General features: G+C 72.9%; 13 protein-coding genes. 11 read left to right on the top strand and 2 right to left on the bottom strand.

The window, feature by feature from the left end; all coding sequences use genetic code 11:
* Position 1 precedes the first annotated feature (1 nt).
* The 11 genes from AC3EUJ_RS10135 (at position 2) to AC3EUJ_RS10085 (ending at position 16132) form a co-directional block, all read left to right on the top strand.
* A complete protein-coding gene (locus AC3EUJ_RS10135; RefSeq protein ID WP_431960721.1) occupies positions 2-1024 on the top strand; it encodes a methionine synthase in 1023 nt (340 codons plus the stop codon).
* A 7-nt stretch (positions 1025-1031) separates the two neighbouring features.
* On the top strand, positions 1032-3260 hold the full coding sequence (gene ligA, locus AC3EUJ_RS10130) for an NAD-dependent DNA ligase LigA (protein WP_431960720.1): 2229 nt from the start codon (positions 1032-1034) through the stop codon (positions 3258-3260).
* Positions 3261-3475: 215 nt separating this feature from the next.
* Positions 3476-5584: a putative bifunctional diguanylate cyclase/phosphodiesterase gene (locus AC3EUJ_RS10125; RefSeq protein WP_431960719.1), complete on the top strand. Its 2109-nt coding sequence runs from the start codon at positions 3476-3478 to the stop codon at positions 5582-5584.
* A 210-nt stretch (positions 5585-5794) separates the two neighbouring features.
* A complete protein-coding gene (gatC, locus tag AC3EUJ_RS10120; protein ID WP_431960718.1) occupies positions 5795-6091 on the top strand; it encodes an Asp-tRNA(Asn)/Glu-tRNA(Gln) amidotransferase subunit GatC in 297 nt (98 codons plus the stop codon).
* A 5-nt stretch (positions 6092-6096) separates the two neighbouring features.
* A complete protein-coding gene (gatA, locus tag AC3EUJ_RS10115; RefSeq protein WP_431960717.1) occupies positions 6097-7590 on the top strand; it encodes an Asp-tRNA(Asn)/Glu-tRNA(Gln) amidotransferase subunit GatA in 1494 nt (497 codons plus the stop codon).
* On the top strand, positions 7587-7826 hold the full coding sequence (locus AC3EUJ_RS10110; protein ID WP_431960716.1) for a hypothetical protein: 240 nt from the start codon (positions 7587-7589) through the stop codon (positions 7824-7826). Before gatA ends, AC3EUJ_RS10110 begins: the two co-directional genes overlap by 4 nt.
* A complete protein-coding gene (gatB, locus tag AC3EUJ_RS10105) occupies positions 7807-9360 on the top strand; it encodes an Asp-tRNA(Asn)/Glu-tRNA(Gln) amidotransferase subunit GatB (RefSeq protein ID WP_431960715.1) in 1554 nt (517 codons plus the stop codon). Before AC3EUJ_RS10110 ends, gatB begins: the two co-directional genes overlap by 20 nt.
* A 247-nt stretch (positions 9361-9607) precedes the next feature.
* Positions 9608-11806: an MMPL family transporter gene (locus AC3EUJ_RS10100; protein ID WP_431960714.1), complete on the top strand. Its 2199-nt coding sequence runs from the start codon at positions 9608-9610 to the stop codon at positions 11804-11806.
* A 17-nt stretch (positions 11807-11823) separates the two neighbouring features.
* A complete protein-coding gene (locus tag AC3EUJ_RS10095; protein WP_431960713.1) occupies positions 11824-12450 on the top strand; it encodes a hypothetical protein in 627 nt (208 codons plus the stop codon).
* Positions 12451-12803: 353 nt separating this feature from the next.
* Positions 12804-13016, top strand: coding sequence for a hypothetical protein (locus AC3EUJ_RS10090; RefSeq protein ID WP_431960712.1), 213 nt, complete (start codon positions 12804-12806; stop codon positions 13014-13016).
* Positions 13017-13066: 50 nt separating this feature from the next.
* Positions 13067-16132, top strand: a complete 3066-nt coding sequence (locus tag AC3EUJ_RS10085; RefSeq protein ID WP_431960802.1) for a helix-turn-helix transcriptional regulator — start codon at positions 13067-13069, stop codon at positions 16130-16132.
* Between the two features lie 21 nt (positions 16133-16153).
* On the opposite strand, the gene AC3EUJ_RS10080 is transcribed toward AC3EUJ_RS10085, so the two are convergent.
* The gene (locus AC3EUJ_RS10080; RefSeq protein ID WP_431960711.1) at positions 16154-16342 is read right to left on the bottom strand and encodes a DUF6191 domain-containing protein; all 189 of its coding nucleotides are present in this window, start codon (positions 16340-16342) and stop codon (positions 16154-16156) included.
* A gap of 22 nt (positions 16343-16364) precedes the next feature.
* Complete coding sequence (locus AC3EUJ_RS10075; protein ID WP_431960801.1) at positions 16365-17501, bottom strand: PQQ-dependent sugar dehydrogenase; 1137 nt, start codon at positions 17499-17501, stop codon at positions 16365-16367.
* Positions 17502-17622 lie beyond the last annotated feature (121 nt).

Here is a 17622-nt window from a genome sequence, read left to right as displayed (position 1 = left end):
GGTGAGCACGGAAGCTACCGAAGCGAAGTTCCGGCTGCCCCAAGGGTCGGCCACCGGTGTGGGCTCGATGCCGGGAGGTGACGCGCGTGAGGCGGCACGGACGGCGACGGGGGCGCTGGAGGCGCTGCCGTTCCTGCCGGAGCTGCCCGCGCGGGGCCCGGGCGCGGACATGATCGGCCGCACGCTCGGGCTGCTGGTCGAGCTGTACGCGCGCGTGGAGCCCAGCGGGTGGCGGTTCGGCGACCGCCCGGGCCGGGACACCCGCCGGGCCAGGGCATGGCTGGGGGAGGACCTGGACGCCCTGGAGGAGTTCACCCAGGGCCACGAGGGCCTTCTCAAGCTCCAGGCCGTCGGGCCGTGGACGCTCGCGGCCTCCGTCGAGCTGAAGAACGGTGAGGCGGCGCTCTCCGACCCGGGCGCCTGCCGCGACCTGGCCGCCTCGCTCGGCGAGGGCCTGCGGCTGCACCTTGAGGAGGTACGCCGGCGCATCCCCGGCGCGCGGCCCGTGCTGCAACTGGACGAGCCCTCGCTCACCGCCGTGCTCCAGGGGCGGGTCAGGACCGCCAGCGGCTATCGCACGCACCGTGCGGCGGACCGGGGCGTCGTCGAGGGCGCGCTGCGGGACGTGATGGCGGCCGTCGGTGACGTACCGGTGATCGCGCACTCCTGCGCTCCGGAGGTGCCCTTCGCGCTGCTGCGGCGGGCCGGCGTGGCGGGGGTGTCGTTCGATTTCTCGCTGCTCACGGAGAGTGACTGGGACGCTTTCGGTGAGGCGGTCGAGGCGGGAACCGCGCTCTTCACCGGTGTCGTCCCGGGGACCGACGCCCCATTGTCGGACCCTGCGGGTAGCGTCGGTGGTGTTCGGGCGCTGTGGCGCAGGCTGGGGCTGTCGCCGGGGGATCTGGGCACCTCCGTGGCGGTGACCCCGTCCTGCGGTCTGGCGGGGGCCTCGCCGGCCTATGCCCGTGCCGCTCTGGTGCACTGCGCGAAGGCGGCACGCTCGCTCGTCGACAACCCTGAGTGAGTCTGGGATGAGGAAGGACGTGGACGTGGAGGACTCCGTGATCCCCGAGGGCGCCAGGAACGAGGATGTGCCGGCGAAGGCGCGCGAGCTGCACGCCTCCCTGGCCGAGCAGGTCGAGGAGCACCGCTTCCGCTACTACGTCAAGGACCAGCCGGTCATCAGCGACGCCGACTTCGACAAGCTGCTGCGGCGGCTGGAGGCGCTGGAGGACGAGCACCCCTCGCTGCGCACGCCGGATTCGCCGACGCAGAAGGTCGCCGGCGTGTACGCGACGGAGTTCACCTCCGTCGAGCACCGCGAGCGCATGCTCTCCCTCGACAACGCCTTCACCGAGGAGGAGCTGAACGCCTGGGCCGACCGCCTCGTCGCGGAACTGGGCCCCCCGGCGGGCGAGGGCGGCACCTATCACTTCCTGTGCGAACTGAAGGTCGACGGGCTCGCCGTCAACCTCACGTACGAGAACGGCCGCCTGGTGCGCGCCGCCACCCGCGGCGACGGCCGCACCGGCGAGGACATCACGCCCAATGTCCGCACGATCGCCGAGATCCCCGACCGGCTGGCGGGGGAGCGCGTCCCCGCCCTGGTCGAGATCCGCGGCGAGGTCTTCTTCCCCATGGAGAAGTTCGAGGAGCTCAACGCCCGCCTGGTCGAGGCCGGCGACAAGCCCTTCGCCAACCCGCGCAACGCCGCCGCCGGCTCCCTGCGGCAGAAGGACCCCCGGGTCACCGCGAGCCGCCCGCTGCACATGGTGGTGCACGGCATCGGCGCCCGCGAGGGCTTCGCCATCGACTGCCAGTCGCACGCCTACGAACTGCTGCACGAATGGGGCCTGCCCACCACCAGGTACGCCCGGGTGGTCGGCACGCTCGCCGAGGTCAAGGAGACCATCGCCTACTACGGCGAGCACCGCCACGACGTCGAGCACGAGATCGACGGCATCGTGGTCAAGGTCGACGAGATCCCGCTGCAGGGCCGGCTCGGCTCCACCGCCCGTGCGCCGCGCTGGGCCATCGCGTGGAAGTACGCGCCGGAGGAGGTCAACACCAAGCTGGTCGACATCCGGGTCGGCGTGGGCCGCACGGGCCGCGTGACGCCGTACGCGGTGGTCGAGCCGGTCACGGTGGCCGGCTCGGAGGTCGAGTTCGCCACCCTGCACAACCAGGACGTGGTGAAGGCCAAGGGTGTGCTCATCGGCGACACCGTCGTGCTGCGCAAGGCGGGCGACGTCATTCCGGAGATCCTCGGCCCGGTCGTCGACCTGCGGGCCGGCGACGAGCGCGAGTTCGTGATGCCCGCGCAGTGCCCCGAGTGCGGCACCCCGCTGCGCCCCATGAAGGAGGGCGACATCGACCTGCGCTGCCCCAACGCGCGGGGCTGCCCGGCGCAGATCCGGGAACGGCTGTTCTACCTGGCCGGCCGCAAGTGCCTGGACATCGAGAACTTCGGCTACGTCGCGGCGGCCGCGCTCACCCGGCCCCTGGAGCCCGCCGACCCGCCGCTGCGCGACGAGGGCGACCTGTTCGACCTCACCCCCGAGGATTTGCTGCCCATCCGCGCCCACGTCCTCGACCAGAACAGCGGCCTGCCCAAGCGCGACCCGGCCACCGGCGAGGAGAAGGTCGTCCCGGTCTTCGCCAACCAGCAGGGAGAGCTGAAGAAGAACGCGGTGGCCATGCTGGAGAACATCCAGAAGGCCAAGGAGCGCCCGCTCGCCCGCATCATCGCGGGCCTGTCGATCCGTCACGTCGGCCCGGTCGCCGCCGAGGCCCTCGCCCGCGAGTTCCGCGACCTGGACGCCGTCTTCGCCGCCGACGAGGAGCGCCTGGCGGGGGTCGACGGCGTCGGCGGGATCATCGCCGCCTCCCTCAAGCAGTGGTACGAGGAGGAGTGGCACCGCGCGATCCTGCGCAAGTGGAAGGCGGCCGGGGTCCGCTTCACCGAGGAGGGCTCCGACGAGGGGCCGCGCCCGCTGGAGGGCCTCACCGTCGTCGTCACCGGCACCCTCGCCACCCACACCCGGGACGGTGCGAAGGAGGCGCTCGTGAGTCGCGGGGCCAAGGTCACCGGATCGGTCTCCAGGAAAACCGACTTCGTGGTCGTCGGCGACAGCCCCGGCTCCAAGTACGACAAGGCAGTGCAGCTGAAGGTGCCGATCCTGGACGAGGACGGCTTCGCCGTGCTGCTCGGACAGGGTGCCGACGCGGCCCGGGAGGCCGCCGTGAACCCGGAGGGCTGACACCCCATCATCACCCTTTCGGCCCATAGTGGAACGATCCGGGAGAGTGCGATCCATTCGGGCAACAGCAGCCGATCGGTGCCCGTGACAGCCTTTGTCGCCCTACTGTTGAGAGGCGCGCCTTCCGGGCTTGGGCCCTCCAGCAGCCCGGCGGTCAATGCCGCGGGCAAGGGCGTGTGGTGGAACGGCGCACGCGGCTGCGAGAGGGTACGGGCATGGAACCGACGGACAGCGCCGGACCGGCGCAGCGGCTGCTCGGGCCGGCCGCGCCGGTGCTGCCCGCGGCGGCACTCAGGTACTCCGTCGTGGGCGCTGCCGCGGCGGCCCTGGTCGTGGGCGTCGTCCGGATACTCGTGGACGGCAACGCGTTCTTCCCCGGCGGCGACGTCGGCTGGGCGTTCGCCGTGCTCACCGGCATCATCGTCGGCCACCTGGTCGCCATGGGCCGGGACCGCTGGTGGGGCGGCACCGGCTCCGGCGCCGCCCTGACCCTCGCCATGCTGCTGCTCTACGGCTGGGTGCCCGCGGTGCTGGTCAGCCTGGCCGTCGTCGTCCTGGTCGGCGCGGCCCGCCGGCACCGCTGGCGGGAGGCGCTGCTGCACGGCGCCGTGGACATCCTCGGCATCGGCGCGGCCTCGCTCGCGCTCTCCGCCTTCGGGACCCACCCGTCCGTCGAACAGCCCTGGCAACCCGCCACTTGGGGGATGGCCGCCATCCCCGCGGTGCTCGCCGCCGCACTCGGCTACCTGGCTGCGACCCGCACGCTTCTGTGGTATGCGATCGTGCCGCGCGCCGGAGCGCTGCCCACCGTGGCCCGCACCGCGCTGATACGCCAGGGCTTCGTCGGCGTCGCACTGCTCGGCATCTCCCCGCTGATCATCATCGTCGCGGCCGACCTGCCCCTGCTGCTGCCGCTGTTCGCCGTGCCCCTGATCGCGCTCGACTCCACGCTCTGGATCGCCCACGCCCGCGCCGAGGAACAACTGCGCGACCCCCTCACCGGACTGCCCAACCGTCAGTGGCTGCTGGAGCGCACCTGGACCGCGCTCGACGACGCCGCCCGCAGCGGCGAGCGCGCCGCCCTGGTCCTGATCGACCTCGACAAGTTCCGCTCCGTCAACGACACCCTCGGCCACATGGCCGGCGACCGGCTCCTGCTGCAGATCGCCGACCGACTGCGGCTCGCCCTGCCGCGCGGCGCCGAGGTCGCCCGGCTCGGCGGCGACGAGTTCGCCGTGCTGCTCCCCACCTGCGACGCGCCGACCCGCGCCCAGCGCATCGCCAGGGCCCTGGTCGCCGCGCTGAGCTCGCCGTTAAGTCTCGACGGCCTGACCCTGGTCCTCGAGGCCAGCGCCGGGGTGGCCGTCTACCCCGATCACGCCGGTGACGCCGAGGGCCTGCTGCGCCGCGCCGACGTCGCGATGTACCAGGCGAAACGCGACCGCAGCGGCGTCGAGGTCTACGAGTCCTCCCGCGACGGCAACACCCCCGACCGTCTGGGCCTGCTCGGTGACCTGCGCCGGGCCCTGGACCGCGGCGAGGTCGAGCTGCACTACCAGCCGAAGGTCCGCTTCGACGGGAAGGTCGCCGGCCTGGAGGCGCTCGTCCGCTGGGTGCACCCCGAGCGCGGCCGGGTCAGCCCGGAGGAGTTCATCGCGATCGCCGAGACCTCGGGGCTCATGCCGCAGCTCACCGAGTACGTCCTGGAGACCGCCCTCGGGCAGGTCGCCCGGTGGCGGGCGATGGGCCTCGACGTCCCTGTCGCGGTCAACGTCTCGCCGCGCGACGTCCACTCGCCCGGCTTCGCCGGGGCCGTCGCCGCGCGCCTTGCCCGGCACGGGGTCCCGCCGGGGGCGCTGCAGCTGGAGATCACCGAGCACGTGCTGCTGGAGGACCCGCAGCGCGCCGCCGACACGATGGCCGGGCTGACCGGGCACGGGGTGAAGATGTCGCTGGACGACTTCGGCACCGGGTACTCCTCTCTGGTGCACCTGCGGCGGCTGCCGGTGAGCGAGCTGAAGATCGACCGCTCATTCGTCGCCCGGCTGTCCGTCGACGCCGAGGACGCGGAGATCGTGCGCTGCACGGTCGACCTCGCCCACTCCCTCGGCCTCCTCGTCGTGGCGGAGGGCGTCGAGGACGACGAGACGTGGGAGCGCCTGCGGGACCTGGGCTGTGACGCGATCCAGGGCTGGCTCGTCGCCGCCGCCATGCCCCCGGAGGAGACCACCGCCTGGCTGCGGCTGCGCGGCCGCGCGGGATGGCGCCGCCCGGCGGAGCTGGAGGCCGCGAAGGAGCGGGCCGCGGTCCCCGACGCGCAGTAACGTTTGCGGGCCCGCGACCAGCGGGTCCGCACCCGCCGCGCCGCGCGCGGGAGCCCCGCCGGCCTCACCGGCCCCAGCTGCACCGTGGCCACGGCGGGCACGTCACGGCGGCCCCCGGCCGGGTGAAGCGCAAACCGTTTCGCCCCCGGGGCGCCCGCGCCCATAGGATTGGGCGCGAAAAGACCAAACTCACCCCCAGAGGATCGCTGCATGCCAGGCATCACGCGCGAGGAGGTCGCCCACCTCGGCCGGCTGTCGCGTCTGGAGCTGAAGGACGAAGAGCTCGACCACTTCGCCGGACAGCTCGACGCCATCATCGGCGCGGTCGCCCGCGTCTCCGAGGTGGCCGGCGAGGACGTACCGCCGACCTCCCACCCGCTGCCGCTGACGAATGTCATGCGCCCTGACGAGGTCAGGCCCAGCCTGACCCCGGCGGAGGCGCTGTCCGGCGCCCCCGCCCAGGAGAAGCAGCGCTTCAAGGTGCCGCAGATCCTGGGGGAGGACTGATCACGATGACCGATCTGACCAGGCTCACCGCCGCGGAGACCGCGGCCGCCGTCGCCTCCGGCCAGACCTCCGCCGTGGAGGTCGCCAAGGCCCACCTTGACCGCATCGCGGCCGTCGACGAGAAGGTCCACGCCTTCCTGCACGTCGACACCGAGGGCGCCCTGAAGGCCGCCAAGGCCGTCGACGACAAGCGCGCCGCCGGCGAGAAGCTGGGCCCCCTCGCGGGCGTCCCGCTGGCGCTGAAGGACATCTTCACCACCAAGGGCGTCCCGACGACGGTCGGCTCCAAGATCCTCGAGGGCTGGATCCCGCCGTACGACGCGACGCTGACCGCCCGCCTCAAGCAGGCCGGCATCGTCATCCTCGGCAAGACCAACATGGACGAGTTCGCCATGGGGTCCTCCACCGAGAACAGCGCCTACGGCCCGACCGGGAACCCGTGGGACCTCACCCGCATCCCCGGCGGCTCCGGCGGCGGTTCGTCCGCGGCCCTCGCCTCCTTCCAGGCCCCGCTGGCCATCGGCACCGACACCGGCGGCTCCATCCGCCAGCCGGCCTCCGTCACCGGCACGGTAGGCGTCAAGCCGACCTACGGCGGGGTCTCCCGCTACGGCATGGTGGCCTTCAGTTCCTCCCTGGACCAGGGCGGCCCCTGCGCCCGCACCGTGCTGGACGCGGCGCTGCTGCACGAGGTCATCGCGGGCTACGACCCGATGGACTCCACCTCCATCAACGCGCCGGTCCCGCCGGTCGTGGAGGCCGCGCGCAACGCCGACGTCAAGGGCCTGCGGGTCGGCGTCGTCAAGGAGTTCGCGGGCGAGGGCTACCAGGCCGGCGTCATGGAGCGGTTCAACGAGTCGGTCGAGCTGCTGCGCGAGCTCGGCGCCGAGGTCGTCGAGCTGTCCTGCCCGTCCTTCGAGTACGCGCTCGCCGCGTACTACCTCATCGCGCCGTCCGAGTGCTCGTCCAACCTGGCCCGGTTCGACGGCCTGCGCTACGGACTGCGGGTCGGCGACGACGGCACGCGCAGCGCCGAGGACGTCACCGCGCTCACTCGCGAGGCCGGTTTCGGCCCCGAGGTCAAGCGCCGCATCATGCTCGGCACGTACGCGCTCAGCTCCGGCTACTACGACGCGTACTACGGCAGCGCCCAGAAGGTCCGCACCCTGATCTCCCGGGACTTCGAGCGCGCCTTCCAGCAGGTCGACGTGGTCATCTCGCCGACCACCCCCACCACCGCGTTCCCCATCGGCGAGCGCGTGGACGACCCCATGGCGATGTACCTCGCCGACCTGTGCACCATCCCGGCCAACCTGGCGGGCAACGCCGCCATGTCCGTGCCCTGCGGCCTCGCGCCCGAGGACGGGCTTCCGGTCGGTCTGCAGATCATCGCCCCCGCCATGGCCGACGACCGCCTCTACCGTGTCGGTGCGGCCGTCGAGGCCGCGTTCACCGCACGCTGGGGTCACCCGCTGCTGGAGGAGGCACCGATCCTGTGAGCAAGCTCGAGAAGGCCAAGGGCTTCAAGAAGAGCAAGTCCGGCACGTACCTGTCGATCGGCACGACGCTCTTCGGCGCGGTCGGTGTGGCGCGGCAGCTGAAGCGGGGCCGCGCGGAGAACGACACGCTGCTGCTGATCGACGCGGTCGTCAGCGCCGCCGCCATCGCCACCGGTGTGGCCCTGCTGGTCCGCCAGCTGCGGCGGCTCGGCGACGATGACGTGCTGGCATCCTGACGGGGAACTGAGAGGTATCAAGACTGTGACCGTCATGGACCTGGTGTCGTACGAGGACGCGCTCGCGTCCTATGACCCGGTGATGGGCCTCGAGGTCCACGTCGAGCTCGGCACCAAGACGAAGATGTTCTGCGGCTGCTCGACGGCGCTGGGCGCCGAGCCGAACAGCCAGGTGTGCCCGGTGTGCCTGGGCCTGCCCGGCGCGCTGCCGGCCGTCAACGCGACCGGCGTCGAGTCCGCGATCAAGATCGGTCTCGCGCTCAACTGCGATATCGCGCAGTGGTGCCGCTTCGCCCGGAAGAACTACTTCTATCCGGACATGCCGAAGAACTTCCAGACCTCCCAGTACGACGAGCCGATCGCCTTCAACGGCTACCTCGACGTGCAGCTGGAGGACGGCGAGGTCTTCCGCGTGGAGATCGAGCGCGCCCACATGGAGGAGGACACCGGCAAGTCCACGCACGTGGGCGGGGCCACCGGCCGCATCCACGGCGCCTCGCACTCGCTGCTGGACTACAACCGGGCCGGCATCCCGCTGATCGAGATCGTCACCAAGCCGATCGTGGGCGCCGGTGAGCGCGCGCCCGAGGTCGCCAAGGCGTACGTGACCGAGCTGCGCGAGCTGATCAAGGCGCTGGGCGTGTCCGAGGCCCGCATGGAGATGGGCCAGATGCGCTGCGACGTCAACCTGTCGCTGCGCCCCAACGGTACCGACAAGTTCGGCACCCGCAGCGAGACCAAGAACGTCAACTCGCTGCGCAGCGTCGAGCGGGCCGTCCGGTTCGAGATCCAGCGGCACGCCGCCGTGCTCTCCTCCGGCGGCACGATCGTCCAGGAGACCCGGCACTTCCACGAGGACACCGGCTCCACCACCTCCGGCCGCATCAAGGAGGAGGCGGAGGACTACCGCTACTTCCCGGAGCCCGACCTCGTCCCCGTCGCCCCGGCCCGCGAGTGGGTCGAGGAGCTGCGGGCCGGCCTGCCGGAGCTCCCGAGGGTGCGGCGCAGGCGCCTGCAGGAGGACTGGGGCATCTCTGACCACGAGATGCAGTCGGTGCTCAACGCGGGCGCGATCGATCCCATCGTCGCCACCATGGAGGCGGGCGCCGACGCGGCCGCCGCACGCAAGTGGTGGATGGGTGAGCTGGCCCGCCGCTCCAACGAGGACGGCGTGGAACTGACCGCCCTGCCCATCACCCCGGTCCAGGTGGCCCGGGTGGCGGCGCTGGTGGCGGAGGGCTCGCTCAACGACAAGCTGGCCCGCCAGGTCATCGAGGGCGTGCTGGACGGCGAGGGCGAGCCGGACGAGGTCGTCGAGAAGCGCGGCCTGAAGGTCGTCTCGGACGAGGGCGCGCTCGGCGCGGCCGTCGACGAGGCCATCGCGGCCAACGCCGCCGTCGCGGACAAGATCCGCGGTGGCAACCTCGCGGCGGCGGGCGCGCTCATCGGCGCCGTCATGAAGATCACCCGTGGTCAGGCCGACGCCAAGCGCGTGCGCGAGCTCGTGCTGGAGAAGCTGGGCGTCCAGGGCTGATACGGCGCGGCCGAGTACGGCCGACAGGCGCGAAAAGGGGCGGGCTCCCGGTCGGGGGCCCGCCCCCTTTTCGTGTCGTCGCAGGTCCGCGGCTTGTAAGGGCCGCATAAATTCCCCTCTCGGGGTGTGATTAAACGCACTAATGCGGCCAACGATCTTTTCTTCCTGGTTCAGTCGAGGACGTACGTGTTGTGTTCTTTTCGGGCTCTTCCCCGGCCTGAAAGATCCGCGCAATCCCAGGAGAGCAATGGCTGCACTCGCCCGCTGGTGCCTCAACCGCCGTCTCGCCGTCGTCCTGCTGTGGCTCGTCGCCCTGCTCGGTCTGTCCACGGCCGCCCTGCTTGCCGGGTCGGCCTACTCGAACGACTACGACATCAGGGGCACCGACTCCAGCAAGGCCACCGCCTTGCTGAAGGAGGCCTTCCCGGGCTCTGCCGGGGACAGCGACACGATCGTCTGGCACACCGACAAGGGCACCGTCGGCGTCGCGTCCGTCAGGGAGCGGCTGACCGGCACGCTGGACAAGGTGGCCGGACTCCCCGGGGTCGCCTCGGTGACCAGCCCCTACAGCACCGAGGGCGCCGCGCAGATCAGCGAGGACGGACACACCGCCTACGCGACCGTGATGTTCGACAGGCCCTCGGACGACCTGCACGCGGACCAGGTGCGCGAGGTCGTCGACACGGCCAGGGCCGCAGCCGACGACAACACCCAGGTCGCCCTGGGCGGCGGCGCCATCGCGCTCACCGAGGGCGGCGGCGGGCACATGAGCGAGGTCCTGGGAGTCGCCGTCGCGGCCGTGGTGCTGCTGATGGCCTTCGGCTCGCTCTTCGCGATGTTCATGCCGATCGTCACCGCGCTGGTCAGCGTGGGCACCGCGTACATGGCCATCGAACTGCTCGGCCACCTGATCAGGGTCGCCGACTTCGCCCCGATGCTCGGCCTGCTCATCGGCCTGGGCGTCGGCATCGACTACGCCCTGTTCATCGTCACCCGCCACCGCAGAGGCCTCAAACAGGGCCTGCCGGTGCGGGAGGCCGCCGAGAAGGCGGTCGCCACGACCGGCAGGGCGGTGGTCTTCGCCGGCGGCACGGTCTGCGTGGCCCTGCTCGGCATGCTGATCCTGCGGCTGTCCTTCCTGGGCGGCGTCGCGATCGCCGCCTCCCTCACCGTGATCCTCACCGTCGCCGCCTCCGTGACGCTGCTGCCCGCGCTGCTGGGCACGATCGGCACGAAGGCGCTCAGCCGCCGCGAGCGCCGCCGGCTGGTCGAGCACGGGCCGTCACCCGAACTGCCGACCGGGTTCGCGGCCCGCTGGTCGGCGTTCGTCGAACGGCACCCCAAGGTCCTCGGCGCGGTCGCCGCCGTCGTCATGGCGGTCCTGGCCCTGCCCACGACCTCCCTCCACCTGGGCGCCTCAGACCAGGGCAACAGCGCCGCGGGGAGCACCACCCGCCAGGCCTACGACATGCTCTCCGAGGGCTTCGGGCCCGGCTTCAACGGACCGCTGCAACTGGTCGCCAAGTCCGGTGACGCCGCCGACCGCGCGGCGCTGGAACAGCTCACCGTCGTCCTGGGGCACACCGAGGGCGTCGCCGCGGTGCACATGAAGCAGGCCCGCCACGCCAGTGGGCTGGACGTCATCGACGTCGTCCCCACCACCTCCCCGCAGGACCAGGCCACCGACCGGCTCGTCACCCACCTGCGCGAGGACGTCATCCCCGAGGCCACCGAGGGCACCTCCCTGGAGGTGTACGTCGGGGGTGTCACCGCGGGCTACGCGGACTTCGCCTCGGTGATCGTCGGCAAGCTCCCGCTCTTCGTGGGGTCCGTCATCGGCCTGGGCTGCGTGCTCCTGCTGCTGGCGTTCCGCAGCCTCGGCATCCCGCTCAAGGCCGCGGTCATGAACGTCGCCGCCGTCGCCTCGTCCTTCGGCATCGTGGTCGCCGTCTTCCAGTGGGGCTGGGGGAGCGAGTTGCTGGGACTGGGGGCGGCCGGCCCGATCGAGCCCTTCCTTCCGGTGATCATGGTCTCGGTGCTCTTCGGGCTCTCCATGGACTACCAGGTCTTCCTCGTCAGCCGCATGTACGAGGAGTGGCGCGAGACCCATGACAACCGCCGCGCGGTCCGGGTCGGTCTCGCCGAGACCAGCCGAGTGATCAACTCCGCCGCGGTCATCATGATCTCCGTCTTCCTGGCCTTCGTGCTCAGCGGCGACCGTGTGATCGCGATGTTCGGCATCGGCCTGGCCGCCGCGGTCGCACTGGACGCCTTCATCCTGCGGACGCTGCTCGTGCCGGCGCTGATGCACATGCTGGGCGACTGGAACTGGTGGCTGCCCCGTTGGCTGGAGCACCGGCTGCCACGAATCTGCATCGAGGGCCCGGCGGAAGCCGCCGCGCCCGCCGCGGACGTGTCCGGCTCTCAGAAGGCTCTCAGAATCTGACCGTACGGTTGCCGCCCATGGAGACCACCAAGACCCACGGGGCGGCAGCCGGCGAACTCGCCGCGGACGCCGAGCTCGACCGGACCGAGGACGAGGTCGCGCCGCCCGCGACCGCGCCCGACGCCGAGCCCGCCGCATCCGGCGAGCCGCAGGCGCCCGCCGCGCCCGACGACCTAGACGAGACCGACGACCCCGACGGGACCGGCACCCTTGACGCGCCGGACGCAGCCGCCTCCGCACCCCGCCCCGCCGGCGTCGTCCCGGGCGCCGCGGCCGTCGTGGGCGCCGCTCTCGGCCTCGCGTCACTCACCGGCACCTGGCTGGGCACCGTACTGGCCGAGCGGCGGCAGCTGGTCGGGCAGATCAACGCCTCCTCCGGCAGCGCCGCCCAGCAGATCGAGCAGATATATGGCGCCCCCTGGCACACCACGGCCGCCGTCAACGGCGTCTGCGCACTGGCCTGCCTCGTCGTCCTCGGCGCGGTGCTGCTCGCCGGACGGAACGCCGCACCCTGGGTGCGCGGCGTGGCCTGGGGCGGTCTCGTCCTCGGCGTGCTCGGGCTGTTCGTCGCGGCCGGGACGTGGTTCGACCTCTTCGGCGGGCTGCCGACCGTGGCACAGGCGCCGGTCTCGTCGGGCGGCTGAGGCATCTGAGGAGGCGGCCGTGCGGTTCCCGGCGACCTGAGCGGTCCGCCGTGCGGCCTAGGGCGTCTTGTCACATGCCCGCCTGCCCCGCGACGCCTGGCACGGCACCTGGCTGCGTTGTCGAATCGTCCGAGAAGCCCACTACGAGGACGACTCTCCGCCTTGCGATGCACCGCACCAGACACCGCGGGGCCCGCCCTCCGGGCGGCCGGCGCTCATGTGACGACACGCCCTAAGGCATCATCACCCCCGAAGCCTGGGCGGTTGCCCGATGTGCCCCACACCCCTTGGGGACGAGGCTGATGGCACGGAGAACGACTCCGGAACATCGGTCCGAACCCGAGGAGCGCGAGATGTACATGCACGAACTGCTGGGCCGTGAGCGGACGGAGCAACTGCTGCGCGAGGCCGCCGAACACCGCCTGGCGCAGCAGGCCCGCGAGGCCGCTCGCAAGGCCGGCCGGGCCGCCGGCGCCCGGCGCGCGGCCGCCGCCGGCCAGGACGAGGGAAGGCGGCACGGAAGGAGGGCCGGCCGCCTCACCCGGCGGCTGAAGGCCGCCGGATGAGCACCGTGGTGCCGGTGGAAACCGGTACCGCGCCGTCAGGGCCCCGTGCGATGCTCGGGAACGTGCAGAACCAGTCGGTCAGCCCGGTGTTCGTCGGCCGCGCCCGCGAACTGACCCGCCTCACCTCCGCGCTCGCCCGCGCCCACGCGGGCGAGCCGCAGGCGTTGGTGATCGGCGGCGAGGCCGGCGTCGGCAAGACCCGGCTCGTGGAGGAGTTCCTCGCCGCGGCCGAGGACGGACCGGGAACCGTGACCGCCGTCGGCGCCTGCGTGGAGATCGGCGCGGACGGACTGCCGTTCGCCCCCGTCGCGACGATCCTGCGCGCCCTGCACCGCCGGCTCGGCGACGAACTGGTCGCCGCGGCCGCCGGCCGTGAGGGCGAACTCGCCCGCCTGCTGCCCGGACTGAGCGGGACGGACGGCCCCGACCTCCTCGCCGACCAGCGCGACGAGCACGGCCGCGCCCGGCTGTTCGAGCTCACCTCGCGGCTGCTGGAGCGGCTCTCGGAGGAGCGCACGCTCGTGGTCGCGCTGGAGGACCTGCACTGGGCCGACCGCTCGACCCGCGAACTCCTCGGCTACCTGCTGCGCTCGCTCTCCCGCGGCCGGCTCGTCGTCCTGGCCACCTACCGTTCCGACGACATCCACCGCCGCCACCCGCTGCGGCCCTTCCTCGCCGAACTCGACCGGATGCGTTCCGTCGCGCGCCTGGAACTGTCCCGCTTCAACCGCGCCGAGGTCCGCGCCCAGGTCGCCGGCATCCTCGACGCCGAGCCCTCATCGAGCCTGGTCGACCGGGTCTTCGGCCGTTCCGACGGCAACCCGTTCTTCGTCGAGGAACTCGCCTGCAGCATCACGCAGGGCTGCCGCGCCGGCCTCAGCGACAGCCTGCGCGACCTGTTGCTCGTCCGGGTCGAGACGCTGCCCGAGACCGCGCAGCGCGTCGCCCGCGTCGTCGCCGAGGGCGGCTCCGCCGTCGAGTACCGGCTGCTGGAGGCCGTCGCCGGGCTCGGCGAGGACGAGCTCATCGAGGCCCTGCGTTCCGCCGTGGGCGCCAAGATCCTGCAGCCCACCGACGACGGCGACGGCTACCGCTTCCGGCACTCGCTGGTCCGCGAGGCCGTCGGCGACGATCTGCTGCCCGGTGAACGCAGCCGCATCAACCGCCGTTACGCACAGGTCCTGGAGGCCGCCCCCGGACTGGTACCCGCCGACGAACTCCCGGCCAGGCTCGCCAGTTACTGGTACCACGCCCACGAGCCCGGCAAGGCGCTGCCCGCCGTGCTGAGTGCCTCCGTCGAGGCGCGGCGCCGGCACGCCTACGCCGAACAGCACCGGCTGCTCGAACGCGCCCTGGAACTGTGGGACGGCACCCCCGAGGAGGTCCGCGAAAAACTGCGGGCCGCCGACTACGTCGAGGTGTTCCCTCCCCTGGCCCCCGGCGTGGGCGACCCGGGCGGCTGCGACCCCGGCAGCATGCCCCTGCAGTACATGGACCTGCTCGCCGAGACGACCGTGGCCGCGCGTCTCAGCGCCGACCGCGAGGGCGCCTACGAGGTGACCAAGCGCGCTCTGCGCCTGCTGGAGCGCTCCGGCGACCCGCTGCGCGCCGCCTGGTTCTGGATCCAGCGCTCCCGGCTGATGGTCGCGATGGGCCGCGGTGACGGCTGGGCGGAGATCGCCGAGGCCCAGGAACTCGTCCGGGGGCTGCCGCCGTCCCCGGTCCACGCCGAGGTGCTGGAGAGCGCGGCCGGCTGGGACATGATGCACGACCCGGGGCCGGACAGCATCGCCACGGCGGAGCGCGCCATCGAACTGGCCCGGCTGGTCGGCGCCGAGGAGACCGAGCTCCACGCCCGGGTCACCCTGGGCATCCTGCTCGCCGACGCCGGCGACGCCGATGCCGGCATCGCCGAACTGGAGGCCGCCCGCGAGCGGGCCGCCGCCGCCCGGTACGGCAACCTCACGGTGAACACCGACGCCAACCTCGCCGCCCTGCTGGAGGCCGTGGGCCGTTCCGAGGAGGCGATCGAGGTGGCCCGAAGGGGCGTGGAGAGCGCCACCCGCCACGGATTGCGCGACGGCGCCACCTTCGCGGCCGCCAACGAGGCCGAGTCCCTGCTCGCCCTCGGCCGCTGGGACGAGGCGGCCGAGGTCGCCGCCCGCGGCCGGGAGGGCACCGACCACGCCCTCTACCTCGGCTGGGCCGCGACGCTGCTGGCCCATCTCGCCGTGCTGCGCGGGGAGTACGACCGCGCCGAGGCCGAGGTCGCTGCCGCGCGGGACCATCTGGGCCCCCAGGACCACCAGCCGCAGAACACCCTGCCACTGCGTCATCTGACCATCGCCGTCGCCGCCGGGCGCGGACGCTTCCTGGAGGCCCGGGCCGCGGTGCGCGCCGCCCTGGAGGCCGGGTTCCCGCCCGCGTTCCACCGTTACGTCTGGCCGATGCTGCACACCGCGGCGGCCGTGGAGGCGGACGCTTTGGGGCTGCCCGGCGCGGAGGCCGGGCGCCCCGAGATGCTCGCCCTGATCCGCAAGGCGGCGGGCCGGCTGCCCCGGCGGTCCCCGGTGTGGGCCGCCCACGCCCTGCTCGTCGAGGCCGAACTGCTGCGCGCCGAGGGGAGCACGGATCCCGGGCGCTGGGCCGCCGCCGAGGAGGCCTATGCCGGCCTCGACCGCCCGTATTCGCTCGCCCTGGTCCGGCTCCGGCACGCCGAGGCCCTGCTCGCCCGGCACGACGCCGGCGCCCGCGACCACGCGGCCGGCCTGCTGCGCCGGGCGTGCGAGGTCGCCGACTCGCTGGGCGCCGTGCCGCTGCGGGACGCCGTCCGGTTGCTCGCCCGGCGGGGTCGGCTGGCGCTGGAGGAGGCGGACGCCGCCCCCGAGGCAGCCGGGGAACCGGAACCCTTCGGCCTGACCGCGCGCGAGCGCGAGGTGCTGCGCCGGGTCGCCGCCGGCTACACCAACCGGCGCATCGCGGAGGAGCTGTTCATCTCGCCGAAGACCGCGAGCGTGCACGTCTCCAACATCCTCGCCAAACTCGGCGTCTCAGGCCGTGGCGAGGCGGCCGCGCTCGCCCACCGGCTGCGGCTGTTCGCCGGGCAGCCGGGCTGAACCGGCCGGCAGAGCCGGCCGTCACGGCCTGACGGCGGATGGCCGGCCGGCCCGAGGCGGACGTATCAGGACGGTGCCCGAGTCCAGGTCGACCGGGCCCCGGCCGGGATCCGCGTCGCCCTCCTCGTCGCGCACCAGCTCCAGGCGGTTGCGTTCGTCCTCGGCGTGCCTGCGGCCCGGCGCGAACAGCTCGTCCAGCGCGTTGAACATCGCACCTCCGGGGTGTCGTGGGTCAGCTCACCCGCAGCCGCAGGATCCGGTCGTCGCCCTTGCGCGGCTCGCCCCGGCCGTCGGTGTTGCTGGTGGTCAGCAGCAGCCCGCCGTCCGGACCGGCCACGACGGTGCGCAGCCGGCCGTACTCGCCCGCGAGGAACGCCTGCGGGTCGGCCGCGGCCTTCGTCCCGGCCAGGGGGATCCGCCACAGACGGGCACCGCGCAGTGAGGCCATCCAGATCGAGCCGTCGGCGTAGGCGATGCCGCTGGGCGAGGCGTCGTCCGTACGCCACTGCGCGACCGGGTCCACATAGCCCTCGCGGCGGGCGAGGCCCTCCACCACCGGCCAGCCGTAGTTCTTCCCGGGCTCGATCAGATTGAGCTCGTCCCAGGTGTCCTGCCCGAACTCCGAGGCCCACAGCCGCCCCCGGCTGTCCCAGGCGAGGCCCTGCACATTGCGGTGCCCGTAGGAGTAGACGACGGAGTCCGCCTCGGGATTGCCGTGCGCGGGCCGGCCGTCGGGGGTCATCCGCAGGATCTTGCCGCCCAGGGACTTCTTGTCCTGCGCCAGGCCCCGGTCGCCGCTCTCGCCGGTGCCCGCGTAGAGCATGCCGTCGGGGCCGAAGGCGATCCGCCCGCCGTTGTGGATGGCGCCGTGCGGGATGCCCCGCAGGATGGTGTCGGGGGCGCCCAGTTGCTCCCCGGCCGGCTTTGCCGGGTCGTAGAGCATGCGCGCGATGCGGTTGTCCGAGGCGGTGGTGAAGTACGCGTACACCAGGTGGTCGGTCGCGAAGTCCCGCGAGACGGCGAGCCCCAGCAGGCCGCCCTCGCCCCCCGGGGAGACCCCGGGCACCGTGCCGGCCTGCGTCGTGCGGCCACTGCCGGCGGCCACCCTGACGACCCGGCCGGTGTCCCGGGAGGCCACCAGCAGATCGCCCTCGGGCAGGACGGCCACGCCCCACGGGGTGCTGAGCCCGGTCGCGACGGTGCCGGTGACCTCCGCCGTGCCCTTCGCCGGCGCCGAGGGCTCCTCCGTGCCGCCCGAGGCCGGTGCCGACGGACTCGCGGAGGCGGAGGCCGGGGGAGGCGGGGCGGGGTCACCGTCCGAGGAGCATCCGGTGGCGAGCAGCGCGGCACTGGCCAGCGCGGCGGTCACGACGGCGGCACGGCGTCCCACGCTTTCCTCCCGGGGCTTCTCCGGCTCGGACTCCAAGAACATCACGTCCATCACTACACCGCCCGGCCGTTCGTGGTTCCCACCGCCGGCCGTGGACTTC

It is taken from the genome of Actinacidiphila sp. bgisy160, from assembly GCF_057707815.1.
This window is presented reverse-complemented; position numbering and strand designations above follow the sequence as displayed.